The sequence below is a fragment of the Pseudomonas monachiensis genome (assembly GCF_047345015.1).
Taxonomy (GTDB): Bacteria; Pseudomonadota; Gammaproteobacteria; order Pseudomonadales; family Pseudomonadaceae; genus Aquipseudomonas; species Aquipseudomonas monachiensis.
Genome location: NZ_CP178857.1, coordinates 3,270,948 through 3,296,851 on the forward strand (window position 1 = coordinate 3,270,948; position 25,904 = coordinate 3,296,851).

General features: G+C 60.1%; 20 protein-coding genes. 3 read left to right on the top strand and 17 right to left on the bottom strand.

The genetic code is table 11. From position 1 onward, the window contains the following. Positions 1–177: 177 nt before the first annotated feature. Positions 178–3,882 carry a hypothetical protein gene (locus tag ACMDB8_RS14500; protein WP_409079247.1) on the bottom strand — a complete coding sequence of 1,235 codons (3,705 nt, stop codon included), beginning with the start codon at positions 3,880–3,882 and terminating at the stop codon, positions 178–180. A gap of 752 nt (positions 3,883–4,634) precedes the next feature. On the opposite strand from ACMDB8_RS14500, the gene ACMDB8_RS14505 reads away from it, so the two are divergent. Continuing rightward, positions 4,635–4,883, top strand: a complete 249-nt coding sequence (locus ACMDB8_RS14505; protein ID WP_056727599.1) for a DUF6137 domain-containing protein — start codon at positions 4,635–4,637, stop codon at positions 4,881–4,883. Positions 4,884–5,000: 117 nt separating this feature from the next. Here ACMDB8_RS14505 and ACMDB8_RS14510 read toward each other — a convergent pair whose 3' ends face one another. The 8 genes from ACMDB8_RS14510 to ACMDB8_RS14545 form a co-directional block, all read right to left on the bottom strand. Continuing rightward, complete coding sequence (locus ACMDB8_RS14510; protein WP_223542559.1) at positions 5,001–5,258, bottom strand: hypothetical protein; 258 nt, start codon at positions 5,256–5,258, stop codon at positions 5,001–5,003. Continuing rightward, on the bottom strand, positions 5,255–5,467 hold the full coding sequence (locus ACMDB8_RS14515) for a hypothetical protein (RefSeq protein ID WP_223512683.1): 213 nt from the start codon (positions 5,465–5,467) through the stop codon (positions 5,255–5,257). Before ACMDB8_RS14515 ends, ACMDB8_RS14510 begins: the two co-directional genes overlap by 4 nt. A gap of 266 nt (positions 5,468–5,733) precedes the next feature. Continuing rightward, complete coding sequence (locus ACMDB8_RS14520) at positions 5,734–5,913, bottom strand: hypothetical protein (protein WP_007979950.1); 180 nt, start codon at positions 5,911–5,913, stop codon at positions 5,734–5,736. Between the two features lie 156 nt (positions 5,914–6,069). Beyond that, positions 6,070–7,239 (bottom strand): lactonase family protein, encoded by a 1,170-nt coding sequence (locus ACMDB8_RS14525; RefSeq protein WP_223542637.1) that lies wholly within the window; start codon positions 7,237–7,239, stop codon positions 6,070–6,072. Then, positions 7,232–7,570, bottom strand: a complete 339-nt coding sequence (locus tag ACMDB8_RS14530) for a DUF5629 family protein (protein ID WP_056727603.1) — start codon at positions 7,568–7,570, stop codon at positions 7,232–7,234. The genes ACMDB8_RS14525 and ACMDB8_RS14530 overlap by 8 nt, the downstream gene beginning before the upstream one ends. 54 nt (positions 7,571–7,624) lie before the next feature. Then, positions 7,625–9,205: an aldehyde dehydrogenase (NADP(+)) gene (locus tag ACMDB8_RS14535; RefSeq protein WP_409079246.1), complete on the bottom strand. Its 1,581-nt coding sequence runs from the start codon at positions 9,203–9,205 to the stop codon at positions 7,625–7,627. Positions 9,206–9,215: 10 nt separating this feature from the next. Next, entirely contained in the window at positions 9,216–10,208 is a 993-nt protein-coding gene (gene araD1, locus ACMDB8_RS14540; RefSeq protein ID WP_056727608.1) for an AraD1 family protein, read from the bottom strand. 159 nt (positions 10,209–10,367) lie between these two features. Beyond that, complete coding sequence (locus ACMDB8_RS14545; protein WP_223542563.1) at positions 10,368–11,690, bottom strand: MFS transporter; 1,323 nt, start codon at positions 11,688–11,690, stop codon at positions 10,368–10,370. Positions 11,691–11,884: 194 nt separating this feature from the next. Between ACMDB8_RS14545 and ACMDB8_RS14550 the strand changes: the two genes are divergently transcribed. Both ACMDB8_RS14550 and ACMDB8_RS14555 read left to right on the top strand, forming a co-directional pair. Beyond that, entirely contained in the window at positions 11,885–13,621 is a 1,737-nt protein-coding gene (locus ACMDB8_RS14550; protein ID WP_056727612.1) for an IlvD/Edd family dehydratase, read from the top strand. A gap of 178 nt (positions 13,622–13,799) precedes the next feature. Then, positions 13,800–14,519 carry a FadR/GntR family transcriptional regulator gene (locus ACMDB8_RS14555; RefSeq protein WP_156385876.1) on the top strand — a complete coding sequence of 240 codons (720 nt, stop codon included), beginning with the start codon at positions 13,800–13,802 and terminating at the stop codon, positions 14,517–14,519. A 174-nt stretch (positions 14,520–14,693) separates the two neighbouring features. On the opposite strand, the gene ACMDB8_RS14560 is transcribed toward ACMDB8_RS14555, so the two are convergent. The 8 genes from ACMDB8_RS14560 to ACMDB8_RS14595 all read right to left on the bottom strand — a co-directional run bounded on the left by ACMDB8_RS14560 (position 14,694) and on the right by ACMDB8_RS14595 (position 25,813). Further along, positions 14,694–17,078 (bottom strand): efflux RND transporter permease subunit, encoded by a 2,385-nt coding sequence (locus ACMDB8_RS14560; protein WP_056727616.1) that lies wholly within the window; start codon positions 17,076–17,078, stop codon positions 14,694–14,696. 28 nt (positions 17,079–17,106) lie between these two features. Then, entirely contained in the window at positions 17,107–18,159 is a 1,053-nt protein-coding gene (locus ACMDB8_RS14565; RefSeq protein WP_056727619.1) for a WD40/YVTN/BNR-like repeat-containing protein, read from the bottom strand. 1,137 nt (positions 18,160–19,296) lie between these two features. Continuing rightward, positions 19,297–21,954, bottom strand: a complete 2,658-nt coding sequence (gene pepN / locus ACMDB8_RS14570) for an aminopeptidase N (RefSeq protein WP_409078792.1) — start codon at positions 21,952–21,954, stop codon at positions 19,297–19,299. A 10-nt stretch (positions 21,955–21,964) separates the two neighbouring features. Continuing rightward, positions 21,965–22,795 carry a DUF2797 domain-containing protein gene (locus tag ACMDB8_RS14575; RefSeq protein ID WP_056727622.1) on the bottom strand — a complete coding sequence of 277 codons (831 nt, stop codon included), beginning with the start codon at positions 22,793–22,795 and terminating at the stop codon, positions 21,965–21,967. After that, a complete protein-coding gene (locus ACMDB8_RS14580) occupies positions 22,792–23,052 on the bottom strand; it encodes a YeaC family protein (RefSeq protein ID WP_056727623.1) in 261 nt (86 codons plus the stop codon). Before ACMDB8_RS14580 ends, ACMDB8_RS14575 begins: the two co-directional genes overlap by 4 nt. A 33-nt stretch (positions 23,053–23,085) precedes the next feature. Then, positions 23,086–23,955, bottom strand: coding sequence for a rhomboid family intramembrane serine protease (locus tag ACMDB8_RS14585; protein WP_056727625.1), 870 nt, complete (start codon positions 23,953–23,955; stop codon positions 23,086–23,088). Next, positions 23,952–24,923, bottom strand: a complete 972-nt coding sequence (locus ACMDB8_RS14590; RefSeq protein WP_223542567.1) for a metallophosphoesterase — start codon at positions 24,921–24,923, stop codon at positions 23,952–23,954. Before ACMDB8_RS14590 ends, ACMDB8_RS14585 begins: the two co-directional genes overlap by 4 nt. Then, a complete protein-coding gene (locus tag ACMDB8_RS14595) occupies positions 24,923–25,813 on the bottom strand; it encodes an NAD(+) kinase (protein ID WP_008016128.1) in 891 nt (296 codons plus the stop codon). The genes ACMDB8_RS14590 and ACMDB8_RS14595 overlap by 1 nt, the downstream gene beginning before the upstream one ends. Positions 25,814–25,904: the final 91 nt, after the last annotated feature.

Sequence of the window (25,904 nt, forward strand, 5' to 3'; positions counted from 1 at the left end):
CCACGTTTTCATTCCTGATCGGTGGATTGCCGGCCAGCATGCCCTGGGCACTGGCGTTTTCGCAATTCTGACGCGTGGCTTTCAGTCGATTCTTGTATCGCCAGACGTGTACTCTCTCCAGCTTCTTTTCAGATCAAGACGAATTCCGGGCACAGGCTCACGGGTCCGCACGATAACTCAACACTCGGTCGACCCCAAGGAAACGGGACGCCTCTGCACCAGAGTCGGCCACGAATCTAACGTCGTCCAATCAATGCCTTTTTCTAGCTCAAATCGACAGACGGGTCCGCTCATCAAAATCTGCGTCTGGATGGCCTGCTCAGCGTCAGCGGTACATCCCCACGGAACAGTGTCCAAGTCCCGTAGGAGTCCCGTCAATATGTCCTGATCAAGGCAGTCGCCGAATCGAGCGACCAAAAGGTGTTTCGCGCGGCGAAATCGCATTCCGGTGCCGACCAGTTGCGCAGCCAAGAGCGATGCGCCATGGGCCGCTATAGCAATTTCGGGGGCATGCCGCACGATCATCCCCGGCATTCCCGATAGCATTGATCCCGCCGCCGCGACTTGCCGCAAGTCATCCGCCAGGTCCGAGCGTTTGAATAGGCAGGCTGCGATCAGGTCATCGCCGACATTGAAGACGCCCCGCCCGGCGAGTTCCGAAAGCGCCTCCTTTGGCCACTTGGCCGCCAGGAAAAGGCTGGCCTGCCGGAGCGACTCATAGCGATCGGACCACAGTCCATTGTCCTCGGCCTCCTCATTCAGCCAGTGCGCATACCCGTCAATCAAGGCCCGACAATAATCGAATCCCCTGCGCAGACAACGTAACAGCAGACCGCGAACGATTCGGCTGCACGCCATCGCGGCGACCGTCGACGACATTGGCAGGGCGTGCAAGGCGACGTACTGCGCCCTGTCCTCGATCACCGCTCGATACCGTATCAGTGTGGTAAGTATCTCCTTCCATTCCAATCCGTCGAAACGTTCGGCGAAACCGTCCACGGCTTCGTTGGCGACATACGAGAAATCGTAAGAGGCGTCGAATAGCAAGCGCGTGGCGACCACAAAGTGCCAGAGATGCTCGTAATCCCAGGGATCTGATCCTTGCGCGTTGAGGCGGATGAACAGTGTCCAGGTACCCAACACTTGCTCGCGCCGGACCGTCAGTGCCGGGAACATCCAAATTTGGAATCGATCTAGAAATACCTCAAACGCCAGGATCCGCGCGATTTCGCCCCCGGAGCAATCAGGCGGCTCCGTCCACTCTACCGAGATCTGCCGCGGCGTGAACACGTAGCTCGCCTTGTGCGTTCCCATCGGAATCTGAATCTCGAGCAACTCTCGCTCGAAACGCAGAACCTTCGTCGAGCGACTGCTGAACGTCGAACAGAAGTGTTCTAGCGCTTGTACGCGCCGTGGTAGCCCCAGAGCGTCAAGCCGCAGCCCCGCCAGGGAGTATTGATGAAGGAGATTGTGAAGAACGTGCGGATTCTCGTACCGCAGCGGTGTTTCATGGGAAACCACAATGGCGTCAAACTCGAATCGCCAATTGCGGTCCTGTATCTCGAATGACTCGGGCATCTCGTCATCAGTCCATTGACGCAGCCAAATTTGAAAGCGCTGAAGCACTGCGGCATCGCGCTCAGACAGCGATCCGATGTTCAGGAATTCGATCCACCATTGCATCACTATGAGGTAGCGGCGGTAGCTGCCAGCGTCGCCCTCCTCCACCGCGCGCCATAGCAGCCCTTTCAATGAGGCGTCATACGTTTCGACCAGCGATCCTCTGATCTGCTCAGCGACGTTTTCCAGACCGGCTTCGTACAGCGCACCCCGGAGTGTCAAAAAAGTATCGTTGAGTTGCAGAGGAAGCCGCGCGGTCGTGCTGCCACCCGACACCATAGCTCTAAACAACGCTACTGACTGTCGGAATGCGTCCACTGGTTCGAGGACGGCGGGATTAACGAGAGCCTGCCGCGCAAGCAGGATCCCACTTGCGATCGGCAACTCCAAAGAGCGGATGGATACCATCGATTCGACAAACAAGCCATCTTCAAGATCGTGTGCCAGTGCATCGAGGTAGGAGACGGCGTCGTCCGGCTCATAAACCGGCAGTCGCTTACATTCCGTCCTGACGAAGGCCACGCTTTCAAGAATCAACACGGCGTTATCGCGCTGAAGCGCCTTCAAATGCACGGCAGCCGAATCGACCCGGCGCCGCAACGTTTGCGACGGTAGCCAGGACGTCGCCGCCTCACAGTCGAGCAGTGCCAGGACAATTCGAAGGTCACCACTCGCGACCAACGTGCGTGTCACGGACGACAGCGCGAACAGCGTGCGCAGTTCGCCCTGCGGCTCATTCCGTGACACCCGGAACGCACGTTCGTAGTCCCTCGCAAATTCAGTGAGCGCGCAGCATTCGCCGGCATACCCTGGATTCTTTGACCGCCAGATTGCCGCGAGCAGTGAGGGTGACTCCACTACTCCGTCGTCGCGTTGCATCCAGCTCGCCGACATCGGCTGCTCGCTACGTGCGAACAGCCGCTCCTTGACTTCACGCGCGACCGGCAAACGACGCAGCTGGGAAAGGACTTCGACGCAGTCTCGCGTCAGCTCGCCGCCAGGTGCCAGCACCTCATCGGTGAAAACAAGAGCGCAGTCGTCGGGCAACACCAACTCTCGGCGACGCTCACTCTGAATTGATCGCAGCAGCGTCGAGTCACCGAAAATGCAGGTGCCGCGGTCAAATACAACGCAGTCTGCTCCGGCTGACATGCGTCGAGTGTCCATTCTGACGCATGTAGTTTTCTGCTGGCGGAACATGATACCCGCGTGCTCCTCCGCACTGCCTTCGTCTACTAATACCACCGCCACGTCGGCCTGCTCGTGCGCGTTGAGTGCAAGATATCGGCGCCAGGCGCTCATGAGATCAGGTGCCACCAATGCGCGGCCCGAAGATTGTGCACCCAGCATCAACAAGCCGGCTTCCACGACATCGTAGCGACCGATCAATGTTTCACGGCATGCATCGGTCAACACATCACGATCGCGAAAGGCATCATCAGAATACGCCGGCCGCGCCTGCAGCAGATGCAACCGTTGCACCGTCGTCGCGCGCAGATGGCGTGCGCGCCATAACCTCAGGTCTGAGCAAGCAGGACGCAGCACCAAGGCCGTCGCCTGCGAGCCGGTATTCTGAGCGCTGGCGAAACCGAAACCGATCGTATGCGCGACGTTCATCAGTTGTGGGTTTCGCGGCATGACGGTGGTCACGGACACGAAGCCAAGTGTCGTCTCCAGGCCCCATTCGCAATCGATCGCAATGAAGTCGAACGTCTGCATCAGTTCATTACATACCGCCTCCATGTGATCAAGAACAGCTGTGTCCAGATACGGCGAATGATCGCGACCGACATCGCCACAGACATCGATCTTCAGTAGCTGTTGCACAAAGCATGGAATTGCCTCGACATGATCGTAACGCCCCGAGAGCGCAAGTTGGCGTCGTGCATGCTCGGTCGATCCACTCATGGCCACAGTGGCAATACACCGTATCAGCGCTTGTGGCTCGGGACATATCAGGCTTTCGTAGCCGCCGGCATTGACGTGATCCGTCAGGTCCTCGTTACCTGCACTACGCACGATCCAGGGCGCTGAACCACAAACGTCCTCCACGCTTCGCGCCAGCAGCGGAAAAGCCTCCTCCAAAGCGGCTGCGTAGATCGCTACCGCTTCATCCGCCTGTGCCAGGCCGCCCGCCACTGCGGTTGGCAATGGGGCAATCGGAAAGATAGGCAGGACAAGATTCCCCAGGGATTCGATCTTCCGGATGCGCAGGAGCCGATCCGCCTTGGGTCCGTAGAGTTGTTCTTCGTCTGTAGTCATGGTTTAGCACGCAAGATCCGATGATTGTGGTGGTGCGGCATGTAGCTGGGCCAGCAGTCTAAGCAGCCGATGATGAAGATTCTGATCTGCTCCACTCAGTCGCCCTAGGCGACTGGCAACTTCCGCCGCCACGATCATTCCGAGGCCGACAATTTCACTATGCGGTACACGAACCTCCGCCCCATAGGTTGGCAAGAACTTGAGTTGAAAGCTGCTCGTACAATACGTCCGCATGCAATTGACTGACTTTTTTATCGCTAATCAAGTGATAGCTTGAGGCCCTGCTCTGAAACAAGGTATGCAATAGCGCTGCTAACAAGTTGGCGCTTTTCGATACTCCCACGGCCAACACGGCTACGGGATACAACGGTATCTTGTGCGTCGTACCGAACAAAGCGTGAACACTGCGAATATAATTCGCGACCATGGCTGCTATTCCATCAAAATTTTTTATTCAATATGCAATATCTGAAAAGCACTACAAAGTCCTGGGAAGCGTACTACATCCAATCCTTACACAAACAATATTTAAAGTTTTAAATTTTCAGAGCTCAGTTTCTCTGCTACGGTAATTCAACTTGGACGAACAGAAGGCATCTCTTATCGATGGCAATTAGTTGTTATCCAGCAATTATCCAAGTGCAATGTTTGCCAGGATCGCACTACTCCCAGAGAGGGCAACTACGCGACTACAGTTGATTCGATGTAATGCGCGGATATAACTGATGATCAATTAAAAAGTGACCACACTCATGAAACCCACCTTCATTCGCCAACTTGTCATTCACACAATCTGCAATGTGATTGGCGCGCCGCCTGAAGAGGTTACGGCCCTCGACAGGGTTGAACTGAATACACGCGATTGGGAGCAGGTCTTCAGCCGGCTGGAAGCAACGCTCGACATCCAGACCGGTATGTTGACCTCGGCCGAGCGATCGTTTTCCATCTACGCGTTGACGTGTGTGCTACACACCAAGCTGACAGACGACATGATTACCTAACCGACACGTGATCGGAATCGTCGTGAGTCCTGACGCGCAACGTGACCTCATCCGGCCGGATCGCTGTTTACCGGTGTGATACGCAAGTAAGAACACCGATACTGTAGCGAGAGAGCTTCAGGCCAACACCTCACACATCCCGATCGCCGAGCAATCAACCTGGAACGGCCCGAACACCACACCTTCATTCCTGATCGGTGGATTGCCGGCCAGCATGCCCTGGGCACTGGCGTTTTCGATGTTGCGGGCGATGTTGTGATTGGCTTCGATGGCCCGTGCCACCGAGCCCGCCGAGCCCTGGCCGATCCCCAACAGGGAGGATCCGTTGGTCATGAACGCCAGGAAGGCGATGACCCAGAGTCTGTGCCCTTTCATGCGCCGACGACTCCCGCGAGTTCCGCCTGATCAACGCTCGCGTTTTGCCCACGGTGTTCAAACTGGATGCCGGGATGAGCGACCTGGATCGGCGCTTCGAAGGTGGATTGCGACTGCGCTGAAAGACTGACCACCAGCACCATGGCAAGGTAAAGACCGATCGCCACATAGGCGCCGTGTTTGGCAGAAGTGAGAATTGCGCTGGCCATGATGTTCTCCGCAGGCATGTTTCAATGCCTACAGAATCGATCAAAAAAGCCTGGGTAACCACTCAGGGTTATCCATAGTGACCATCAGCTTCATTGATCATTAAGCCAGGCTATTTCAGCCTTCAATAGAACTAATCAGGGGATTCGCGGGCAGCATGCGTTATGCAGGAGCGACACCACTCTGATCGTTTTCAACACCTGCTATTCAACATCAGGCGCTTCGATCATCAGTGACTTCGCTCCTGCATAAAGGCAGGGCTGAACGTTCAGGCTTGGGTTTTGTGATCCAGCGCGGCGTAGAAGTTGGCGCTCTGTTGCAGGTATTTCTGGGTGTAGCTCTGGGTGTGGGCTTTTTTGTCGCTGATTTCAACGTTGGCGCTGGCTGGCAGCGCAACGGTGGCGGAAATGGCGGAAGCGGCGATGACAGAGAAGATGTTGAAGTTCATGGCGGTATTCCTCGGATTCAGTTGGCTTGCTTGCCCGGTGGGGCCGTGAAGCAAACTTAACCCTCGAGGGTTCGTGCCTTGAAATGCTTTGTAGCAGTACCAGATATCAGCGTCATTGATAAAAGCAGGCAGGCCCCATCAACCGGGGCCTGCGGCTTATTGACGCAGCAGAAACCTGAGGTCGCTCGGGGCGTCCATCGGCAGTTTTTGCACGGTCTTGCCCAGCAGACCGGTCCTGGCGTCGCGTTCGACGACGACAATCTGGTTGCTCTTCTGATTGGCGATCAACAGGAATTTGCCGCTCGGATCGAGGCTGAATTCCCGCGGATGATCGCCCTCCACCGCCCGGCGTTGCAGTTCACTGAGGTGACCGGTCGCCGGATCGATGGCAAACACCAACAGTTGATTGGCGGTACCACGGTTGCTGACGTAGAGGAACTTGCCGTCAGCCGAGGCATGCAATGCCGCCGCAGCCTTGTCTGAAACTGGCTGTCCGGCAGCCAGATCGACCATTTGCGTCTGTTCGAGTTGGCCGTCGTGGTAGTCGAACACCGCCACTTGCGCGCTCATTTCCATGGTCAGCCAGGCGTGTTTGCCATCGGCGCTGAACAGCAGGTGGCGCGGCCCGCTACCCGGCGGCAGCTGCACGAATGCCGGGGTGGCCGGGGTCAACGGCAGTTCCGGGTTGGCCTTGGGGTCGAAGCGGTAGGCAAACACCTTGTCGGCGCCCAGGTCATTGGCGAACACGTATTTGCCGTCCGGTGACGGGATGGTCGAATGCACATGGGCCGAGGCCTGGCGCTCGGGATTGACCCGGCTCGCCGGGTGGCTGCTCATCTGCACCACCGGTTTGAGCTTGCCGTCGGCCGTCACTGGCAATACCGCCAGGGTGCCGCCCGGATCTTCGGCCACCGAGTAATTGCTGACAAACAGATGGCTGCCATCGATGCTGAGACTGGAATGGGTTGGCTCGCTGCCCAGGCTTTGCACCTGGCTGATCAGGCTCAGCGCGTGGGTCTTGGGATCAATCGCAAAACTGCTGACGCGCCCTACCGGATCGGTTTGGCCCGGGCCGTTTTCATTGACCACGAACAGGTGTCGCCGATCCTTCGACAGGGTCAGCCACGACGGGTTTTCGCTCTTGATCACTTGCAGTGGGCTGGCATCGATCTGCCCGGTGCCGCTGTCGAACACCAGGCGGTAGATGCCCTGGCTTTGACCCGCAGTGTAGGAGCCCACCAGCAGCTGATAGTCATCGGCGGATGCCACCTGGACGCCCATGGCGCCGATGCTGCCGGCCATCAACAATGGCCAGAGGTTACGCATCGCCTTGGTCGTCATCTTCGTTGTCACCGCTGACGACATCGCCCAGGCACACCAAACGGTGTTCACCCGAGTCACCGGTGATCAACCAGCTTTGCAGCGAGGTATCGAAGGTCGCGGCCTGAATCTGCGCCGGGGTGAACTCCCAGTGTTTGGCCGCACGGCCATCCATGCATTCAATGTGCAGGTTATCATCCTCGTCGAGGGCGAATTCGAAGGCATGCAGCCCGTCGATCTCCACCATTCCGCAGTGTTCGAGGGCATTGAGCAAGGTGTCGGTTGGGGCAGTCATGGCAATCAGTCTTTGAATGGGAAAGACGCAATGATAGCTCATGCACCACCTCCCCTGTAGGAGCTAGCTCGCTCCCACAGGGATTGTGACTGGCAGTTAAAGTGCCTCGCGGGACGACTGCCCATCCACCAGTCGCTGGATGCGCAACGGATTGCCGTTCTTCAGCGCATCCGGCAGCAAGTTGTCCGGGTAGTTCTGGAAGCACACCGGGCGCAGGAAACGATCGATGGCCAGTGTGCCCACCGACGTACCGCGCGCATCGGACGTGGCCGGGTAAGGCCCGCCGTGAACCATCGAATCGCAGACTTCCACGCCCGTCGGATAACCATTGAGCAGGATGCGTCCGACTTTCTGTTCCAGCAATGCCGTCAGCCCGGCGAACTGCTCGAAGTCTTCCGGCTCGCCAATGACGGTAGCGGTCAACTGGCCGTGCAGGCCATTCAAGGCCGCCATCAGTTGCGCAGGATCCGTCACTTCAACCACCACCGTGGTCGGGCCGAACACTTCCTCCTGCAACACTTCATCGCCATCGAGCAGCAGACTGACATCGGCCTTGAACAGCTGCGGTTGCGCCTGATTGCCCTGCTGCGGATTGCCGGCCAGGTGCTCGATCCCCGGATGCGCGAGCAGTTTTTGCAAGCCCTGGCCATAGCTGCTCAGGGTTCCGGCATTGAGCATGGTTTGCGCCGGCTGGTCACCCATCAACCCGGCCACTTGCTGCACAAAGGCACTGAATGGCGCTGAGCGAATGCCGATCACCAGACCCGGATTGGTGCAGAACTGGCCGCAGCCCTGGACCACCGACGCCGTGAGTTCCCGAGCAACGGTATCGGCTCGCGCCTGCAACGCCTGGGGCAAGACGATCACCGGGTTGATGCTCGACATTTCGGCGAACACCGGTATCGGTTGCGCACGGGCCGCCGCCATGTCGCACAAGGCACGACCGCCCTTGAGCGAACCGGTGAAGCCCACCGCCTGAATCGCCGGATGCTTGACCAGTGCCGCGCCGACGCCCCCGCCATGGATCATGTTGAACACGCCGGCCGGCATCCCGGTTTTCTCGGCGGCGCGGATGATCGCGTCAGCCACCCATTCAGCGGTGGCCATGTGACCGCTGTGGGCCTTGAACACCACCGGGCACCCGGCGGCCAGCGCCGAGGCGGTATCGCCGCCGGCGGTGGAGAACGCCAGCGGAAAGTTGCTGGCACCGAACACGGCCACTGGTCCCAGACCGATCCGGTATTGACGCAGGTCCGGGCGCGGCAACGGTTGACGCTCCGGCAATGCCCGGTCGATCCGTGCACCGTAGAAGTCACCGCGACGCAGTACTTTGGCAAACAGACGCATCTGCCCGCTGGTGCGTCCACGCTCGCCTTGAATCCGGCCGGCCGGCAGCGCCGTTTCGCGGCAGACCACTGCGACAAAATCATCACCGAGGGCATCCAGTTCATCGGCGATGGCCTCGAGAAACTGCGCCCGCCGCTCCGCGCTCAGGCTGCGATAGGCCGGATACGCGGCCGCCGCCGCGCTGGCCGCCGCATCGACTTCCTGCGGGGTCGCCTGATAGAAATCATGGGGCAATGCCTCACCGGTGGTGGCATCGACACTCTGCAATTTGACGCTGCCGGCGGCGCTGCGTTGGCCGCCGATGTAGTTGTGTCCAAGAATCCGGGTCATGGGTAACTCCTCAAAGTGTGCCGACGGTGCCGGGTTCAAAAGCCGCTGCGACCGGAGCGATGCCATTGATCAATGGCGCGCCGAATTCGGCCTGGGTGATCTCGAACACGTCACCCGGTTGCGTGCGAACGCCGTCGGCAAAGGACAGGGTCGCCGTGCCGAAGAAGTGAATGTGCACATCCCCCGGTCGCAGGAACTGGCTGTATTTGAAATGATGGAATTCGAGGTTGGCGAGGCTGTGGCACATGTTCGCCTCGCCACTGAGAAACTCGTTCTGCCACAGCACTTCGCCGTCCCGCAGGATGCGGCTGGTGCCCGCCAGATGCTGCGGCAGTTCGCCGACCCGCAGTTCCGGGCCATAGCTGCAGCTGCGCAGTTTCGAGTGGGCCAGGTACAGGTAGTTCTTGCGCTCCATGACGTGATCGGAGAACTCGTTGCCCACGGCGAACCCCAGGCGATACGGCTTGCCGTCCTGACCAATCACGTACAGGCCGGCGATCTCCGGCTCTTCACCGGCATCTTCGGCAAACGGTGGCAGGGGAAACGGCTGGCCGGGCCTGACGACGATGCTGCCATCGCCTTTGTAGAACCACTCCGGTTGCACACCGGCTTCATCCACTGCTGGCTTACCGCCCTCCACGCCCCACTTGAAGATGCGCATGGTGTCGGTCAGCGCGGATTCGTCGCCGTTCTGCTGATGCATCTTGTCCCGGGCCGACGCACTGCCCAGATGGGTCAGGCCCGTACCGCTGACCAGCATGTGCGCCGGGTCCGCATGGTCCAGCGGCGGCAGGATGCGCCGTTGCGTCAGCAGTTCGGCATAGTCGTGGCTGATGCCCAGCCCCAGGCTTTGCACCTGTTGCTCAAGGCTTGCGCCCGCCTCGATCGCCGCCAATGCCAGATCGCGAACGGTGCGCGCGTCCTGCACTTCACGGACCAGGCCTGCCTCGACCACGCCGACACGGCGTACGCCGTTACTCAATTCGAACTGAACCAAACGCATGAATTTTTCTCCTGTTAACAATTCTTCAAAACACCTCAGAACCAATGTGGGAGCGGGCTTGCTCGCGAAGAGGCCGTCATACCCGACATCATCGGTGACTGACACTCCGCTTTCGCGAGCAAGCCCGCTCCCACATTTGGTCGGTGTGAACCCTCAAAATCAGGTTCGGGACGCCCCACGTGCACTGGCCGCAAACTCATCGGCTGGCAGGACGTGCTTGCGTTCCAGCAGGCGATAGACGATGCCTGTCAGAATCAGCCCGAACACCATCACCCCCGACAGGAAGTACAGGCCCGACGCCAGGTTGCCGGTGTATTCCTTGAGCGCGCCGATCACGAACGGACCGATGTAGCCGCCGAGGTTGCCCACCGAGTTGATCAGCGCAATTCCCGCCGCCGCACTGGCACCGGCAAAGAAACGGCCCGGCAACGTCCAGAACACCGCCGTGCAGGAAAACAGTGCGAACGCCACCAGACACAGTGCGGCCAGTTGCAGCACCGGCACCGACAGCCAGGCACTCAGGAACAAACCGATGGCGCCCAATACATAAAGCACTGCCAGATGGCCGTAACGATCATTCAAACGGTCAGAGCTGCGCGGAATGATCAACAGACCGACGATCCCGAAAATGTAGGGCACCGAAGACACGAACCCGGTCACCAGATCGCTGCCGCCGAACTGCTTGATCAACGTCGGCAGCCACAAGCCGAGGCCGTAAATACTCAGGGTCACCGGCAGGTAGAACAGCGCCAACAGCAAGACTCGTTTGTCCTTGAGCGCATGCAAGGGATTGCCGTGGCGGGTCTGGCCGTAGGCTTCGAGGTCCTTTTTCAGCTCGCCGGTGAGCCAGTCTTTTTCCGCCTGGTCCATCCACTTCACTTGCTGCGGGCCGTCGGGCAACCAGCGCAACACCGGCCAGGTCAGCAGGATCGCCGGGGTGCCGATGACGATGAACAACCACTGCCAGCCGTGCAGGCCGAGCACGCCGTCCATGCCCAGCAAGCCGCCAGACACGGGGCCGGTGATCATCATGGCAATGGGTTGCGACAGGATGAACAGCCCGAGGATCTTGCCGCGATGGCGAACCGGGAACCATTGGGTGATGTAGTACAGAACGCCCGGGAAGAACCCGGCCTCGGCGGCGCCGAGCAGAAAGCGCATCACATAGAAGCTGTTCGGCCCCTGGACGAAGGCCATGCCGATGGTGATGGCGCCCCAGGTGACCATGATCCGCGCAAACCAGCGTCGTGCGCCGAAGCGGTCGAGCATCAGGTTGCTGGGGATTTCCAGCAGGAAGTAGCCAATGAAGAACAACCCTGCGCCAAGGCCGTAGGCCGCATCACCCAGGCCAATGTCGGCGCCCATGTGCAGTTTGGCGAAGCCCACCGCGGAGCGGTCCACATAGGCGATCAGGTACAGCAGGATCAGGAAAGGAATCAGTTTCAGCGTGATGCGACGGATAAGCCGCAGTTCCTGGCTCATGAGATCGGTCTCCGATTGTTGTTGTTATAGAACCTCGGGGGACGCCTCTCGCGAACAATTCGCCAGGGCCATCCCTCCGTTTGAGCGGACTATATAGTAATACTATTTACGCAACAACACTTCCAAAGCGCAGAATTTGCGCTTATGTTACGCCTCAGCTCGAACAATATAGTCATACAATAAGAGAACCGATCATGTCTGATAAGAAACCCACCCTGCGTTCCGCCCAATGGTTTGGCACCGCCGACAAGAACGGCTTCATGTACCGCAGCTGGATGAAGAATCAGGGCATCGCCGACCACCAGTTCCATGGCAAGCCGATCATCGGCATCTGCAACACCTGGTCGGAACTGACCCCGTGCAACGCGCATTTCCGCCAGATTGCCGAGCACGTCAAACGCGGTGTGATCGAGGCCGGCGGCTTCCCGGTGGAGTTTCCGGTGTTCTCCAACGGCGAATCGAACCTGCGCCCCACCGCCATGCTCACCCGCAACCTGGCGAGCATGGATGTCGAAGAAGCCATTCGCGGCAACCCGATCGATGGCGTGGTGCTGCTGACCGGCTGCGACAAAACCACCCCGGCCTTGCTGATGGGCGCCGCCAGTTGCGACGTGCCAGCCATCGTTGTCACCGGCGGGCCAATGCTCAACGGCAAGCACAAGGGCAAGGACATCGGCTCCGGCACCGTGGTCTGGCAGCTCAGCGAACAGGTCAAGGCCGGCACCATCAGCATCGACGATTTCCTCGCGGCCGAGGGCGGCATGTCCCGCTCGGCCGGCACCTGCAACACCATGGGCACGGCCTCGACCATGGCTTGCATGGCCGAAGCACTGGGTACCTCCCTGCCCCACAACGCGGCGATTCCAGCGGTAGATGCGCGCCGTTATGTGTTGGCGCACATGTCCGGCATGCGTGCCGTGGAGATGGTGCGCGAAGACTTGAAGCTATCGAAGATCCTCACCAAGGAAGCCTTCGAAAACGCCATTCGCGTCAATGCCGCCATCGGCGGTTCGACCAACGCAGTGATCCACCTGAAAGCCATTGCCGGGCGCATTGGCGTGGAGCTGGATCTGGATGACTGGACCCGTATCGGTCGCGGCATGCCGACCATCGTCGACCTGCAACCGTCCGGGCGCTTCCTGATGGAAGAGTTCTATTACGCCGGTGGCTTGCCCGCCGTGCTGCGTCGCCTCGGTGAAGCCAACCTGATCCCGAACCCGAATGCCTTGACCGTCAATGGCAAGTCCATCGGCGAGAACACCAGGGACGCGCCGATCTATGGCGAAGACGAAGTGATCCGCACCCTCGACAACCCGATCCGCGCCGACGGCGGCATCTGTGTCTTGCGCGGCAACCTGGCACCGCTGGGCGCCGTGCTAAAGCCGTCCGCCGCCACGCCCGAACTGATGCAGCATCGCGGCCGCGCAGTGGTATTCGAGAACTTCGACATGTACAAGGCGCGGATCAACGATCCGGAACTGGACGTGGATGCCAACTCGATACTGGTGATGAAGAACTGCGGGCCGAAGGGTTATCCGGGCATGGCCGAGGTCGGCAACATGGGCCTGCCGGCCAAGCTGCTGGCCCAGGGCGTGACCGACATGGTACGTATTTCCGACGCGCGCATGAGCGGCACCGCGTACGGCACTGTTGTCCTGCACGTCGCCCCGGAAGCCGCTGCCGGCGGACCGCTGGCCGCCGTGAAAGAAGGCGACTGGATCGAACTCGATTGCGCCAGCGGCCGTTTGCACCTGGACATCCCGGATGCCGAACTGGCCGCGCGCATGGCTGACCTGCAACCGCCGCAGAACCTGATCGTCGGTGGCTATCGTCAGCTCTACATCGACCACGTGCTGCAAGCGGACCAGGGCTGCGACTTCGACTTCCTGGTCGGTTGCCGCGGGGCTGAAGTGCCGCGTCATTCCCACTAAAAAAAAGATCGCAGCCTCCGGCAGCTCCTACGGGATTCAGGTCAGACACATTCATTGTGGTGAACCGGATCTCTGTAGGAGCTGCCGAAGGCTGCGATCTTTTCAAGGGCTGGATCGCCTACCGTCCGCGCCTGCTATCATGCGCGACACCTATTCGCACAGGACCGCGCCGTTTCCCATGGATTACCGCAAACCCTCCGACCGCAAAAGCATGCACTCGCGCATCGTCCAGGAGCTGGGCATGCAGATCGTCTCGGGACGTTTCCTGCCGGACGACAAGCTGCCCGCCGAAGCGCTGTTGTGCGAAGAATATGCGGTCAGCCGACCGGTGTTGCGTGAGGCCACCCGGGTCCTGGTCGCCAAGGGCCTGGTGTATTCCCGCCCGCGGGTCGGCACCGTGGTCAAGCCGCGCAAGGACTGGCACATGCTCGATCCGGACGTGCTGCACTGGTTGATGCAAAGCAGTCCGCAGAATCAGTTTTTCGACCTGCTGACCAGCGTGCGCAGCATCATCGAACCGGCCGCTGCCGCCCTCGCCGCGCAATTCGCCACGGAAGCGGACATTGCCTCCATCGGTGAGGCCTACCAGCGCATGGAAGCCGCGCCGACGCCGGAGGCTCTGTTGCAGCCGGACCTGGACTTCCACAGTCGCATCGCCGATGCCACGCACAACGACCTGCTGGCCAACCTGTGCAACATGCTCTCGGTGGCCATCGCCGAAGCCTTGAAGCATTCCAACCAGCGACCGAACCTGCATGAACTGGCGCTGCCCCGGCACAAGGCGATCCTGACCGCCATCGAAAACCGCGATGCCCTAGGCGCGCGGCATGCGACGCTGGTGCAACTCGATGATGCGCGCAGTGCGTTGAATGTGGTTTTGGGTAGCGATCCTTCGTAATGGCAAAGTCAAAAGATCGCAGCCTTCGGCAGCTCCTACGTGGGATTGCCTACACCGATTAATTGTGGGTGTATTCGATCAATGTAGGAGCTGCCGAAGGCTGCGATCTTTTGATCTTCGCCCAAATAAAAAAGCCGCAACCCTGAGGTTGCGGCTTTTTCATTTCAGCATGGATCAGTGGGCAAACAACGAATTGCCCTTCTGCCCCGCCAGTTTCTCGGGCTTGATCAGGAATCGCGCCAGTGCAGGCAACAGCCACAGCGCACCGAACATGTTCCACAGCAGCATGAAGGTCAGCATCAGGCCCATGTCGGCCTGGAACTTGATGGCCGAGAAGATCCAGGTGCACACGCCGATGGCCAGGCACAGGCCGGTGAACAGCACCGCCTTACCGGTGGACTTCAGCGTCTGGTAGTACGCCTCTTGCAGCGGCAGGCCGGCACGCAGGAAGCTTTCCAGGCGACTGTAGATGTAGATGCCGTAGTCCACGCCAATCCCCACCCCGAGCGCCACGACCGGCAGGGTCGCGACTTTCACGCCGATGCCCATGAAGGCCATCAGGGCGTTGCCGAGTACCGAGGTCAGCACCAGCGGCAGCACGATGCACAATGTCGCCGCCCACGAACGGAAGGTGATCATGCACATGACCGCCACACAGATGTACACCAGGATCAGGATGGTCAGCTCGGACTTCTTGATTACCTCGTTGGTGGCCGCCTCGATCCCGGCGTTACCGGCGGCGAGGATGAACTCCAGGCCTTCCTTGTTGTTTTCCTTGGCGAACTCCTGCACCGCATGCACCGCGCGATCCAGGGTCTCGGCCTTGTGATCGTTGAGGAACACCAGCACCGGCGCCAGGGAACAGCTGTTGTTGTACAGGCCGTCGGCGCGGGCAATGGAGTTGTTCAGCACATCAGGATTGCGCGACAGGGTTTCCCATTTCAGGTTGCCCTCGTTCATGCCCTTGATCATTTGCTTGGACACGGTCACCAGGGAAATCGCCGACTGCACGCCCTCGGTGTTCTGCATCTTCCACATCAGCTCGTCGATCGGCGCCATGGCTTCATAGCGCGAGCAGCCTTCGGACTTGGTCTTGACCATCACCACCAACACATCGGAGCTGGTGGAGTAGTTGTTGATGATGAAGTTGTTGTCCTTGTTGTAGCGCGAGTCCGGACGCAGTTCCGGTGCACCCTGGTCGAGGTCGCCGATTTTCAGGTTCTGGCTGTACCACAGGCCGCCGCCAAAGGCGATCAATGCCAGCAGAATGGAAACCGGGGCAACCTTGGCGCTGGCGAAGTTCGACAGCAGGCGCCAGAACGGATGCTCGCGCACCGCGTCTTTCTTGCTGCGCTCGACCGCACGCTTGCTGATGCCGACATAGGAAATCGCCACCGGCAGCAGGATCAGGTTGGTGAACACGATCACCGCCACACCGATGGATGCGCCGATGGCCAGTTCACGGATCACACCGATATCGATGATCAACAGCGTGATGAAACCCACGGCATCGGCGAGGATCGCGATCATCCCCGGCAGGAACAATTGACGGAACGTACGGCGCGCCGCCGTGAGGGCGTTGTCCGCCTCGCTCGATTGCAGGGCGATCCCGTTGATCTTCTGTACGCCGTGGGAAATACCGATGGCGAAAATCAGGAACGGCACCAGCATCGAATAGGGGTCGAGCCCGAAGCCGAAGAAGTGCATCAAGCCCAGTTGCCAGACCACTGCCACCAGCGTCGTGCTCAACACGGCGACGGTACTGCGCAGGCAGTTGGTGAACCACAGCAGGAGGATCAGGGTGATGACGAAGGCGATGCCGAAGAACATGACCACCATCACCAGGCCATCGATCAGGTCACCGACTTTCTTGGCAAAACCGACAATGTGGATCTTCACGTTCGGGTTCTGTGCTTCGAACTTGGTGCGGATCTTGTCTTCAAGCTCGTGGGAGAACTGGCGATAGTCCAGCGCCAGCAGCTTGCCCTGGTCCTGCGGGTCCGGGTAGGACTCCAGCAATGGAATGTCGACGATGCTCGACTTGAAATCGTTGGACACCAACCGTCCGACCTGACCGGACTTGAGCACGTTGTTGCGCAGCAAGTCGAGGCTGGCCTGGGAGCCATTGTAGCTCTGCGGAATCACTTCACCGCCGGCGAAGCCCTCTTCAGTCACTTCGGTCCAGCGAATGCTCGGGCTCCACAGCGACTTGAGGCCGGAACGGTCGACACCGGAGATGTAGAACACTTCGTCGTTGATCTGACGCAAGGTCTCCATGTACTCCTTGGAGAAGATGTCGCCATCGGTGGCTTCCACCGAGATCCGCACGGTGTTGCCCAGGTTCGCCAGATCGTTGCGGTGCTCCATCATCTTCTGGATGAAGGGATGCTCCAGCGGGATCATTTTTTCGAAGCTGGTGGACGGACGGATCAGCGTCGCCTGCCAGAACAGGAAAATACTGACCAGCAGGCAGATCGTGATCACTGCCGGGCGGTTGTTGAAGATCAGGCGCTCGAGGAACGTCGCCTTGTCCTGGTGATGAGTACTCAAGGAAGTCATAGCTCCGCCTTCTTATTATTAACCCGGCTCATTTGCCCGACTCGGTGCCGCTCGGCGAGGTGACGCGAACGCCGCCCTGCCCGGCCAGAACCAGATTGCCATTGCCTGCCGCCGTCACTGCCGAAACCGAAATACGGTCCGGACGGTTGACCACCTTGAAGGTTTCGCCATTGTCGCTGCTGCGAATCACCGAGCCGCCGTTGCCGACGATCACGATGGAACCGTCGTCGAGCAGCGTACCGCCGGACAGCCCGAACTCCAGGTCGCCACGTTCAGCCTTGAGCTCGACCTGCTCCCAGTTGCTGCCAAAGTCCGTGGAACGGTAAAGGTTACCGCGCAGACCGTAGGCCAGCAGCGTATTGGGCTGCGCCGTGCCGATCACGCCGAACAGCGAGCCTTCGTACGGACCTTCGAGTTTCTCCCAGGTCTGGCCCCAGTCCGCGGAACGGAACATGCTGCCCTGCTCGCCAACGATGAACAGCCCGGCGTCCTTGACCGCAGCGATCGAATTCAGGTGGTACTGGTCTTCGTTGTCCAGGCGATCGCTGGCGTCTTCCCAATGCTTGCCACCGTCGGTGGTTTCCATCAGAGAGCCGTAGGCGCCCACGGCAAAGCCACTGTCAACGTCCTTGAACCAGACATCGAGCAGCGGCGATTCGCGTGTCAGATCTTCGAATTGCTTGGTCCAGGTCGCGCCGCCGTCCTCGCTGGCGAGGATCTGCGCGTCATGGCCGACGGCCCAGCCGTGCTTGTCATCGACGAAAAACACCGACGTCAGCAGGGCCCGGGTCGGGACCTTGGCCTGGGTCCAGGTAGCGCCCTGGTCATCGGAATACAGGATGTGCCCACGATCCCCGACCGCCACCAGGCGCTTGCCGGCGTGGACGACATCGAGCATCAGGCTTTTGGCAGCCTTGGCGGATTCAATGGAATAAACAACATCGGATGCTGGCGCCGCCGCGGCCAGCGCAGGCGCCGACAGCATGGCAGAGCCCAACAGCGAGAGCGCTGTGGCCAGCAACGCGAATTTGCGTAGTGCCGGCGGGCGGCAGATACCCACACCCATGACAGGCTCACTCATAGACCTTCTCCCATTATTATTGTTAGGTCGTTCAACCTTTCTGGGCGCCGCAAGGGTGCGTGTCTGGTCCGGCTGTTTCAGAGCATAGTCCTGAAACCCGCAATCCAGAGCCCCTTCGGAAGCTGGCTTATCCTATCGGTGTTTTTTAATGTCTGACAATCGACGCCACGTTATGTTTTGTTAACCGGGGGGATGGGGGGTTGTTCTGAATGGTTGGGTATCAGGTGGGGTGATTGCGGGTTTGGGGTTTGGGGTTTGGGGTTTGGTGTACATATCCGTTGCTGCGGTTACGGCCGCTATTGGTTCCGCCCTTACGGCGGGTCACTTTCGAAAAGCGCGAAAGTAACCAAAGCGCTTTGCCCCTTACGTTCGGTGCCTCGCTTAGGCTCGGCATGCCCTCGCTCCGGTCCTGCTCCGTGGACCCGCCGCCATCGGCCATCCATGGCCGGCGGCGGCTAACCCGGCATCCATGCCGGGTTGCCCACTGCGCAGAACCTGCGCTCGGCCTCTCGAGGGGGCAAGAAGATCAAGATCAAAAGCCAAAGCGAGGCGGCCTACCGGCCGGCCTGTTTGCGGGGTTCGTTCGCCTTTGAGAGTTGAGTTGGCTGACAGGCCGTCATCGCGAGCAAGCTCGCTCCCACAGGGGACGTGGTTGTACACGGATTTTGCGCCTGACACTGGTCAACTGTGGGATCGCCGCACCGCCGCTCCCACAAAAAAGCAAAGGCAGAACAGCCCACACCGCGCCGCCTCTCACCACTCATCAGGCCGAGCGTTAGCTCGCCTGCAGCTTTTGATCTTGATCCACCCGCCCCCTCGGCAGGCTGAGCGGAGGCGTTCATCCGGGGGTAGGCGCGCAGCGCCGTTCGGCGCAGCCGAACACATCGAGAGGAGGTCGAGCGAAGCCGACCGGAGGCGATGCCCCCGGATGAATGCCGGAGCGAAGGAACCCCGAGCCCAAGCGAGGGGCCGTACGTTCGGGGCGAGCGTTTTTTGGGTTACTTTTTTAGGCGCTTGTAAAAAAAGTGACTCGCCGTCAGGGCGAAACCATAAGCCGCCGTTACCGCAGCAACGGATATGTACTCAATCAACCCACAACCCTGGTCGGCCCGAAGGCCGCCAAGGTCACGAACAGACTCAGACCAAACTCTTGCTGACCACTTCAAACACATCACTGGACAACTGCCCCGAAGCCCGAATCCGCTCCAACTCCCCCTTCATCAAAGCCTGACGAGCACTGTCGTACTTGCGCCAGCGAGTCAAAGGCGCCAACTGCCGAGAAGCGATCTGCGGATTAAAGCCATTCAACTCGATCACCAGATCCGCCAGGAAGCGATACCCCGAACCGTCGGCCGCGTGGAAGTTGATCAGGTTCTGCCCGGCAAACGCACCGACCAGCGCCCGCACCTTGTTCGGGTTCTTGATGTTGAACGCCGGGTGCTGCATCAGCGCTTTCACACGCTCCAGACCGCCCGGCAATACACTGCCGGCCTGCACGCTGAACCACTGATCCATGACCAGCGGGTTGTCCTTGAAGTGCTCGGCGAAGCTGGCCAGCGCCTTGGCCTTCTCGGCTTCAAAGGGTGAGTTGACCAGCACGGCCAGCGCGGTCAGGCGCTCGGTCATGTTGTCGCACGCATCGAACTGCTCCAGGGTTGCCGCCAGAACTTCCGGCTTGCCGCTGAGCATCAGGTAGGACAATGCGATGTTCTGCAACGCGCGGCGAGCGAAGTGCTCGGCCTCGGCCACGTACGGAGTCTGCTTCGACAACTCGCGGTTGGCCTGGTAACGCAGCCACAGGCCTTCGAACAACGCATCGGCCAATTGCTTGCGGGCAAACTCGCGGGCGGTGTGAATCGCTTCGACGTCCGCCACGTCGCTGATTTCGGTCAAGTAGGCTTCGCTTGGCAGCGAGAGCATTTCGGCGACCATGGCCTGATCCAGCGACTCGTCAGAGAGCACCGTGCGCAGCGCCGACACCAGACGCTGATCGAGTACCAGCGCTTCGCCCTTCTGCTGCTGGCCGATCAACTCTTGCAGCACCTGCACCGACAATTGCTGGCCAGCATCCCAGCGGTTGAAGCCGTCGCTGTCGTGCTGCATCAGGAACATCAACTGGTCGCGGTTGTACGGGAAGCTCAGCTTCACCGGTGCCGAGAAGCCGCGCAGCAACGACGGTAGCGGTTGTCCGGCGATGTCGACGAAGGTGAAGGTCTGCTCGGCTTCAGTCACCGAAATGACCCGCGAGGTGCCTTGGGCGGTAGCTTCACCGGACAGACGCAGGGCAATAGCCGCGCCTTTGGAATCCAGCAGGCCCAGTTCGACCGGGATCACGAACGGCAGTTTTTCAACCTTGTCCGGGGTTTGCGGACAGCTCTGGCGGAACGTCAGGCTGTAGGTTTTCGCGGCGGCGTCGTAGGACTCGGTTACCGCCAGCCGCGGTGTACCGGCCTGGCTGTACCAACGCTTGAACTGGGACAGGTCAACGCCATTGGCATCTTCCATGGCCTTGATGAAGTCATCGCAGGTCACGGCCTGGCCGTCGTGACGTTCGAAGTACAGGTCGCTGCCTTTGCGAAAGCCTTCGGCGTCGAGCAAGGTGTGGATCATGCCGACCACTTCCGAGCCCTTTTCGTACACGGTCAGGGTGTAGAAGTTGGAAATCTCGATAAAGCTGTCCGGGCGCACGGCGTGGGCCATGGGGCCGGCGTCTTCGGCGAACTGGTGGGTGCGCAGGTACGCCACGTCCTGGATGCGCTTGACCGTGGCCGAGTTCATGTCCGAGGAGAAACCGGCATCGCGGAACACCGTGAAGCCTTCCTTGAGCGACAACTGGAACCAGTCGCGGCAGGTCACGCGGTTGCCCGACCAGTTGTGAAAGTATTCGTGGGCGACGATCGCCTCGACCCGCTGGTGCGCGGCATCGGTAGCGGTTTCCGCCTTGGCCAGCACGGCGCTGGAGTTGAAGATGTTGAGGCCCTTGTTCTCCATGGCACCCATGTTGAAGTCATTCACAGCGACGATCATGAAGATATCCAGGTCGTACTCGCGACCGTAGACCTCTTCGTCCCAGCGCATGGACTTCTTCAGGCTGTTCATGGCGTGCTGGCACTTGTCGATGTTTTCCGGCTCGACATAAATGCGCAGCGCCACATTACGCTCGCTCATGGTGGTGAAGCTGTCTTCGACGCACCACAGGTCACCGGCCACCAGCGCGAACAGGTACGCCGGCTTCTTGAACGGGTCTTCCCAGGTCGCCCAGTGCCGGCCTTCTTCACCGGGACCGGAAGCGATCGGGTTGCCGTTGGACAGCAGCACCGGATAGCTGTGTTGTTCGGCGACGACCGTGGTGGTGAAGGTGCTCATCACGTCCGGGCGGTCGAGGTAATAGGTGATCTTGCGAAAGCCTTCGGCCTCGCACTGGGTGCAGAACATCGTGCCGGACTTGTACAGGCCTTCGAGCGCAGTGTTGGTTTCCGGGTGGATCCGGACGCTGGTGTCGACCGTGAAAGTGGTGCTGGTCGGGTGCAGGGTCAGGTGATTCTCGGTCAGCTGATACTGCGCCTCTGAAAGCGCCTGGTCGGCCAGGGTGACCGACAGCAGTTCCAGCTGCTGGCCGTCCAGCACCAGCGGCGGCAGGCCCGGACCACGCTCGGGGTTGCGGCGCATCACCAGTTGCGCATGGACCAGGCTGTGGTCCTCGTACAACTCGAAGGTCAGGTGTGTTTCGTCGATCAGGTACTCGGGCGCCTGATAGTCCTTGAGGTAGATCATCTTCGGTTGTTCGGTGCGCATGCTGGAGTCCTTACTGATGCACGGCGAGCTGGTAAGCCGTGTATTTACGAATGTTGATCACGCCGGTATCGAAGATCAGGTATTGGCCCTTGACCCCCATCAGCGTGCCTTCGGCAATCGGGTTCTTGTCCAGGTTGAAGCTGACGATCTTCGCCGGGTACTGCTCGACCGGGTAGCGGATTTCCAACGGTTCGACGTCGGTCACCGGCTGGATCGCTTGCAAGCCAAATCGCTGCTGCAACCCGAGCAAGCCTTCAGCGCAGCTCTCGAACAGTCGATCGCGGACTTCGGCCAGGTTCACCGCCGCCGCATCGCCCTTGAGCAAAGCACGCCAGTTGGTCTTGTCGGCCACCTGACTGCGGAACAGGTCTTCGACGAAGCCGGACTGCTGGCGGGTCGAGACGCGCATGATCGGCAAGGCCTGGCTCGCACCCTGGTCGAGCCAGCGGGTCGGCAACTGGGTGGCGCGGGTAATCCCGACTTTCACCCCCGACGAGTTGGCCAGGTACACCACGTGATCGGTCATGCAGAACTTCTCGCCCCACTCAGGTTCCCGGCAAGTGCCGGCCTCGAAGTGGCAGCGCTCCGGGCTCATGATGCACACGTCGCACTGGGCCAGCTTGGTCATGCACGGGTAGCAGTAACCCTGGCTGAAACTGGTCTTGGTCTTGCGTCCGCAATGGGTGCAGTGGATCGCCCCCAGGTATTCCAGGCGCACCGTGGTGCCGATCAACGGATTGACCGGAACCTCGGTTTCGCCCAGACGGAAAGCGTATTGCACGTTCGGCCCGTCCAGGCGCGCCGACATTTTGCTGATTGCACCGCGGCCAATCTCGATCAATGGATGGCATCCGACTTGAACAGGATATTGGGCACTTGAATCGACTTCGAGCTGCATTCCTGCGGGCCCATGTAACCGGTGCGCTGGTCCTCGGGCAGGTTCTGGATTTCCCAGGCGATCATCGCCTGCAGCGACAGCTCGCGTTGTTCGGCGGTGAGCTTGCCACCGTCGGACCATTTGCCGATTTCCACGGCCAGTTTCAGGCTCTCGTAGATATCGGGAGTGATGTTGTTGATCATTTCGTTAAAAGAGGACATTGGGTCTCCGTCTCTTTATTGCATGTTCTTAAATTAGGCGGCCAGTTTACGGCGGTTATACAAACCGCCCAACAAACCGGTGAAGCATCCGATGAGTAACCCGCTGACGTGGGCCGCGTTGGCGATTTCGCCGAAGCCGATCATCGACACCAGCCCGGACAGGCACAGCAGCAACCACACCAGCATCATCACCAGCACGCCACGCGGCAGGCGATAGGCCGGGTTCGGCGCCAGCAGCTGGAAGATCCAGCAATGCCCGAGCAGGCCGTACAGTACGCCGGACAAACCGCCGAACAGGGTCGGGCCGCTGAACAAATACTGGGCGAAGTTGGACACCAGGCTGAACAGCAAGGTCAGGCCGATCAGGTTGATACTGCCCTGGCGCGACTCGATGCGCCGCCCCAGTTCCCAGTACCACATGCCGTTCATCGCCAGGTGCAGGATGCCGAAGTGGATCAGCATCGGCGTGACCAGGCGCCACCATTGCCCCGCCGCCAGGCTGTCGGCCAGTGGCGTGAAATGGATGTACTCGCCGACCACGCGGAATTCGAGGAAGGTCAGCCAGCGCAGCGTTTCAAGGTTGTCGCCGAGCAAGGTGACCGCGCCGACGATCATGCTCAGCAGCAATACCAGCGCAGTGGCCCTGGCGTATTTCAACTGCTCGACGAAGCCCGGGCGCTTGACGGTTTGCGCCACCGGAATGTCCAGTTGCTGGTCGGGATCGCCCGCCGGAAAACGTTCGTACAACGCACGCACGTCTTCGCTGATGTTGTCCGGCACCCACAGCACCTGCTCGCCAGCTTCTTCGCTGACCCGGTGGGGCACTTGCATGCGCTTGAGCAGGGTGACGAACCCGCTCAAGTCCACCGCCAGGGGCAGACGCAATACCGCTACAGCACTCATTGCAGCACCTCCGGCCGCTCGACATCGACCCAGACGAATTTTTGCGGATCCAGGCGGGTTTCCTGATCCAGTCGGTAGGCAACCAGTTTGCCGTACAGCACCGCGCTGTAATCCAGGCAGGCCAGGTTCGGCCGGATCGGTGCCGGCTTGCCGCTGCGCCAGTAATGGCCGACGAACAACAGCGGCTCATCGATGCCGTAGCGCAGCAAACTGTTCTTTTCAGTGGACGTCAACGGGGTCCGGGCCACGGGTTCGGGCAGTGCATCCGGCTGGAACACGATATCGCCGTAGGTTTTCGGATCGTCTTCCCAGAACTTGGTCCGGAAGAACGAGCGCACCAGGCCGTCGCCGCTGGTCATGGTCAGGCCATGGGGCAAGCGCATGTCCGTACCGCGCAACAGCCGGTCGAATACGGTGCAGGCAAAAGAGCCCGACTCCGCCGACGCCTGGACAAAATGCTCGTCGACGCAACCGTTGGGGAACAATGCCCGCAGCGGCTCGATCAACCCGGCGTCCCAGCAGGCGTGGACCACGCGAAAACGCCCGGCATCGACGAACAATGGCAACTGGTAGAACCATTGCTGGAAGTCGTGCCAGTCGCCCGGATGGTTTTCGAACTGGGTCAGGGTTTCGTGCAGCAAGCGGGCATGGCGCGGCGTGTGCTCGCGCACGAACTGCTTGCCGCTGCCGGGCAACGCCGGCGTCGCCCAGCCCAGCGCATTGAACTCGTGGTTGCCCATGATGCACAGCGCCTGACCGGCCTCGACCATGTCGTGGACGATGTGCAGTGCCTCGCGAATCCGCGGGCCGCGGTCGATGATATCGCCGACGAACACCGCCATGCGCGAGGCATGCCGCCAGACGCCACCCTGTTTGTGATAACCGAGTCGGTCGAGCAAGTGCTCCAGGGTCAGGGCGCAACCGTGCACGTCACCGATCAGGTCGTAGCTACGCGCGGGATCGAGCATCAGTCGCCTCCACCCCCCAACTTGCTGCCCCAGCCGAGCTTGGTCCGGCAGACTTCGTAGTAATTGTGGTCCAGCGGGTGAATCAGCCGCAGTTTCTGGGCTTTCTTGCTGACGGTGATGGTGTCGCCCGGCGCGCAGGTGAAGTGGTTCTGCCCGTCGCACGAGACTTGCGGGTAAATCTGCATATCCTTGGACACGACGATTTTCAGCTCACTGTTGCCATCGACCACGATCGGTCTACCCGACAAGGTATGGGGGTACATCGGCACAATCACAATAGCGTCGAGCTTGGGATGCATGATCGGCCCGCCGGCGGACAACGCATAGGCGGTGGAACCGGTCGGCGTGGCAACGATCAGGCCGTCGGCCTTCTGGCTGCAGACGAACTGGCCGTCGATGTACAGTTCGAATTCGATCATTCGCGTGGATTTACCTGGGTGCAGCACCACATCATTGAGTGCATCGCCCTGGCCGATGGCCTCGCCATGGCGCCGGACTTCGGCCTGCAACAGGAAGCGGTTTTCCACCAGATAGTGGCCGTCCAGCACTTCGGCGACCTTGGTTTCCAGCTCATCGGGACGGATGTCGGTGAGAAAGCCCAGGCTGCCGCGGTTGATACCGAGCACCGGAATATTGTGCTTGGCCAGCGCACGGGCGGCACCGAGCAGGCTGCCGTCACCACCGACCACAATGACCATGTCGCAGACTTCGCCGAGCATCTTGCGCGACGAAGTTTGCAAGCCGTGCCCTGGCAGCACTTCGGCGATGGTGTCTTCGAGGATCACGTGCAGATGACGATCGAGCAGAAACCGTTTCAGTCGGCGGACGGTATCCAGCACCTGGGAACTGCCCAGGCGACCGATGATGCCGATATTGCGAAATTGCTCCATGGGGCTCCTGCGGGGATCTGCGTGGCGGCGAAAACCACGATTATGGGCGAAAGCCGCCCGTAGACAAAATCCTTTCAGCTTCAAGGGTGTG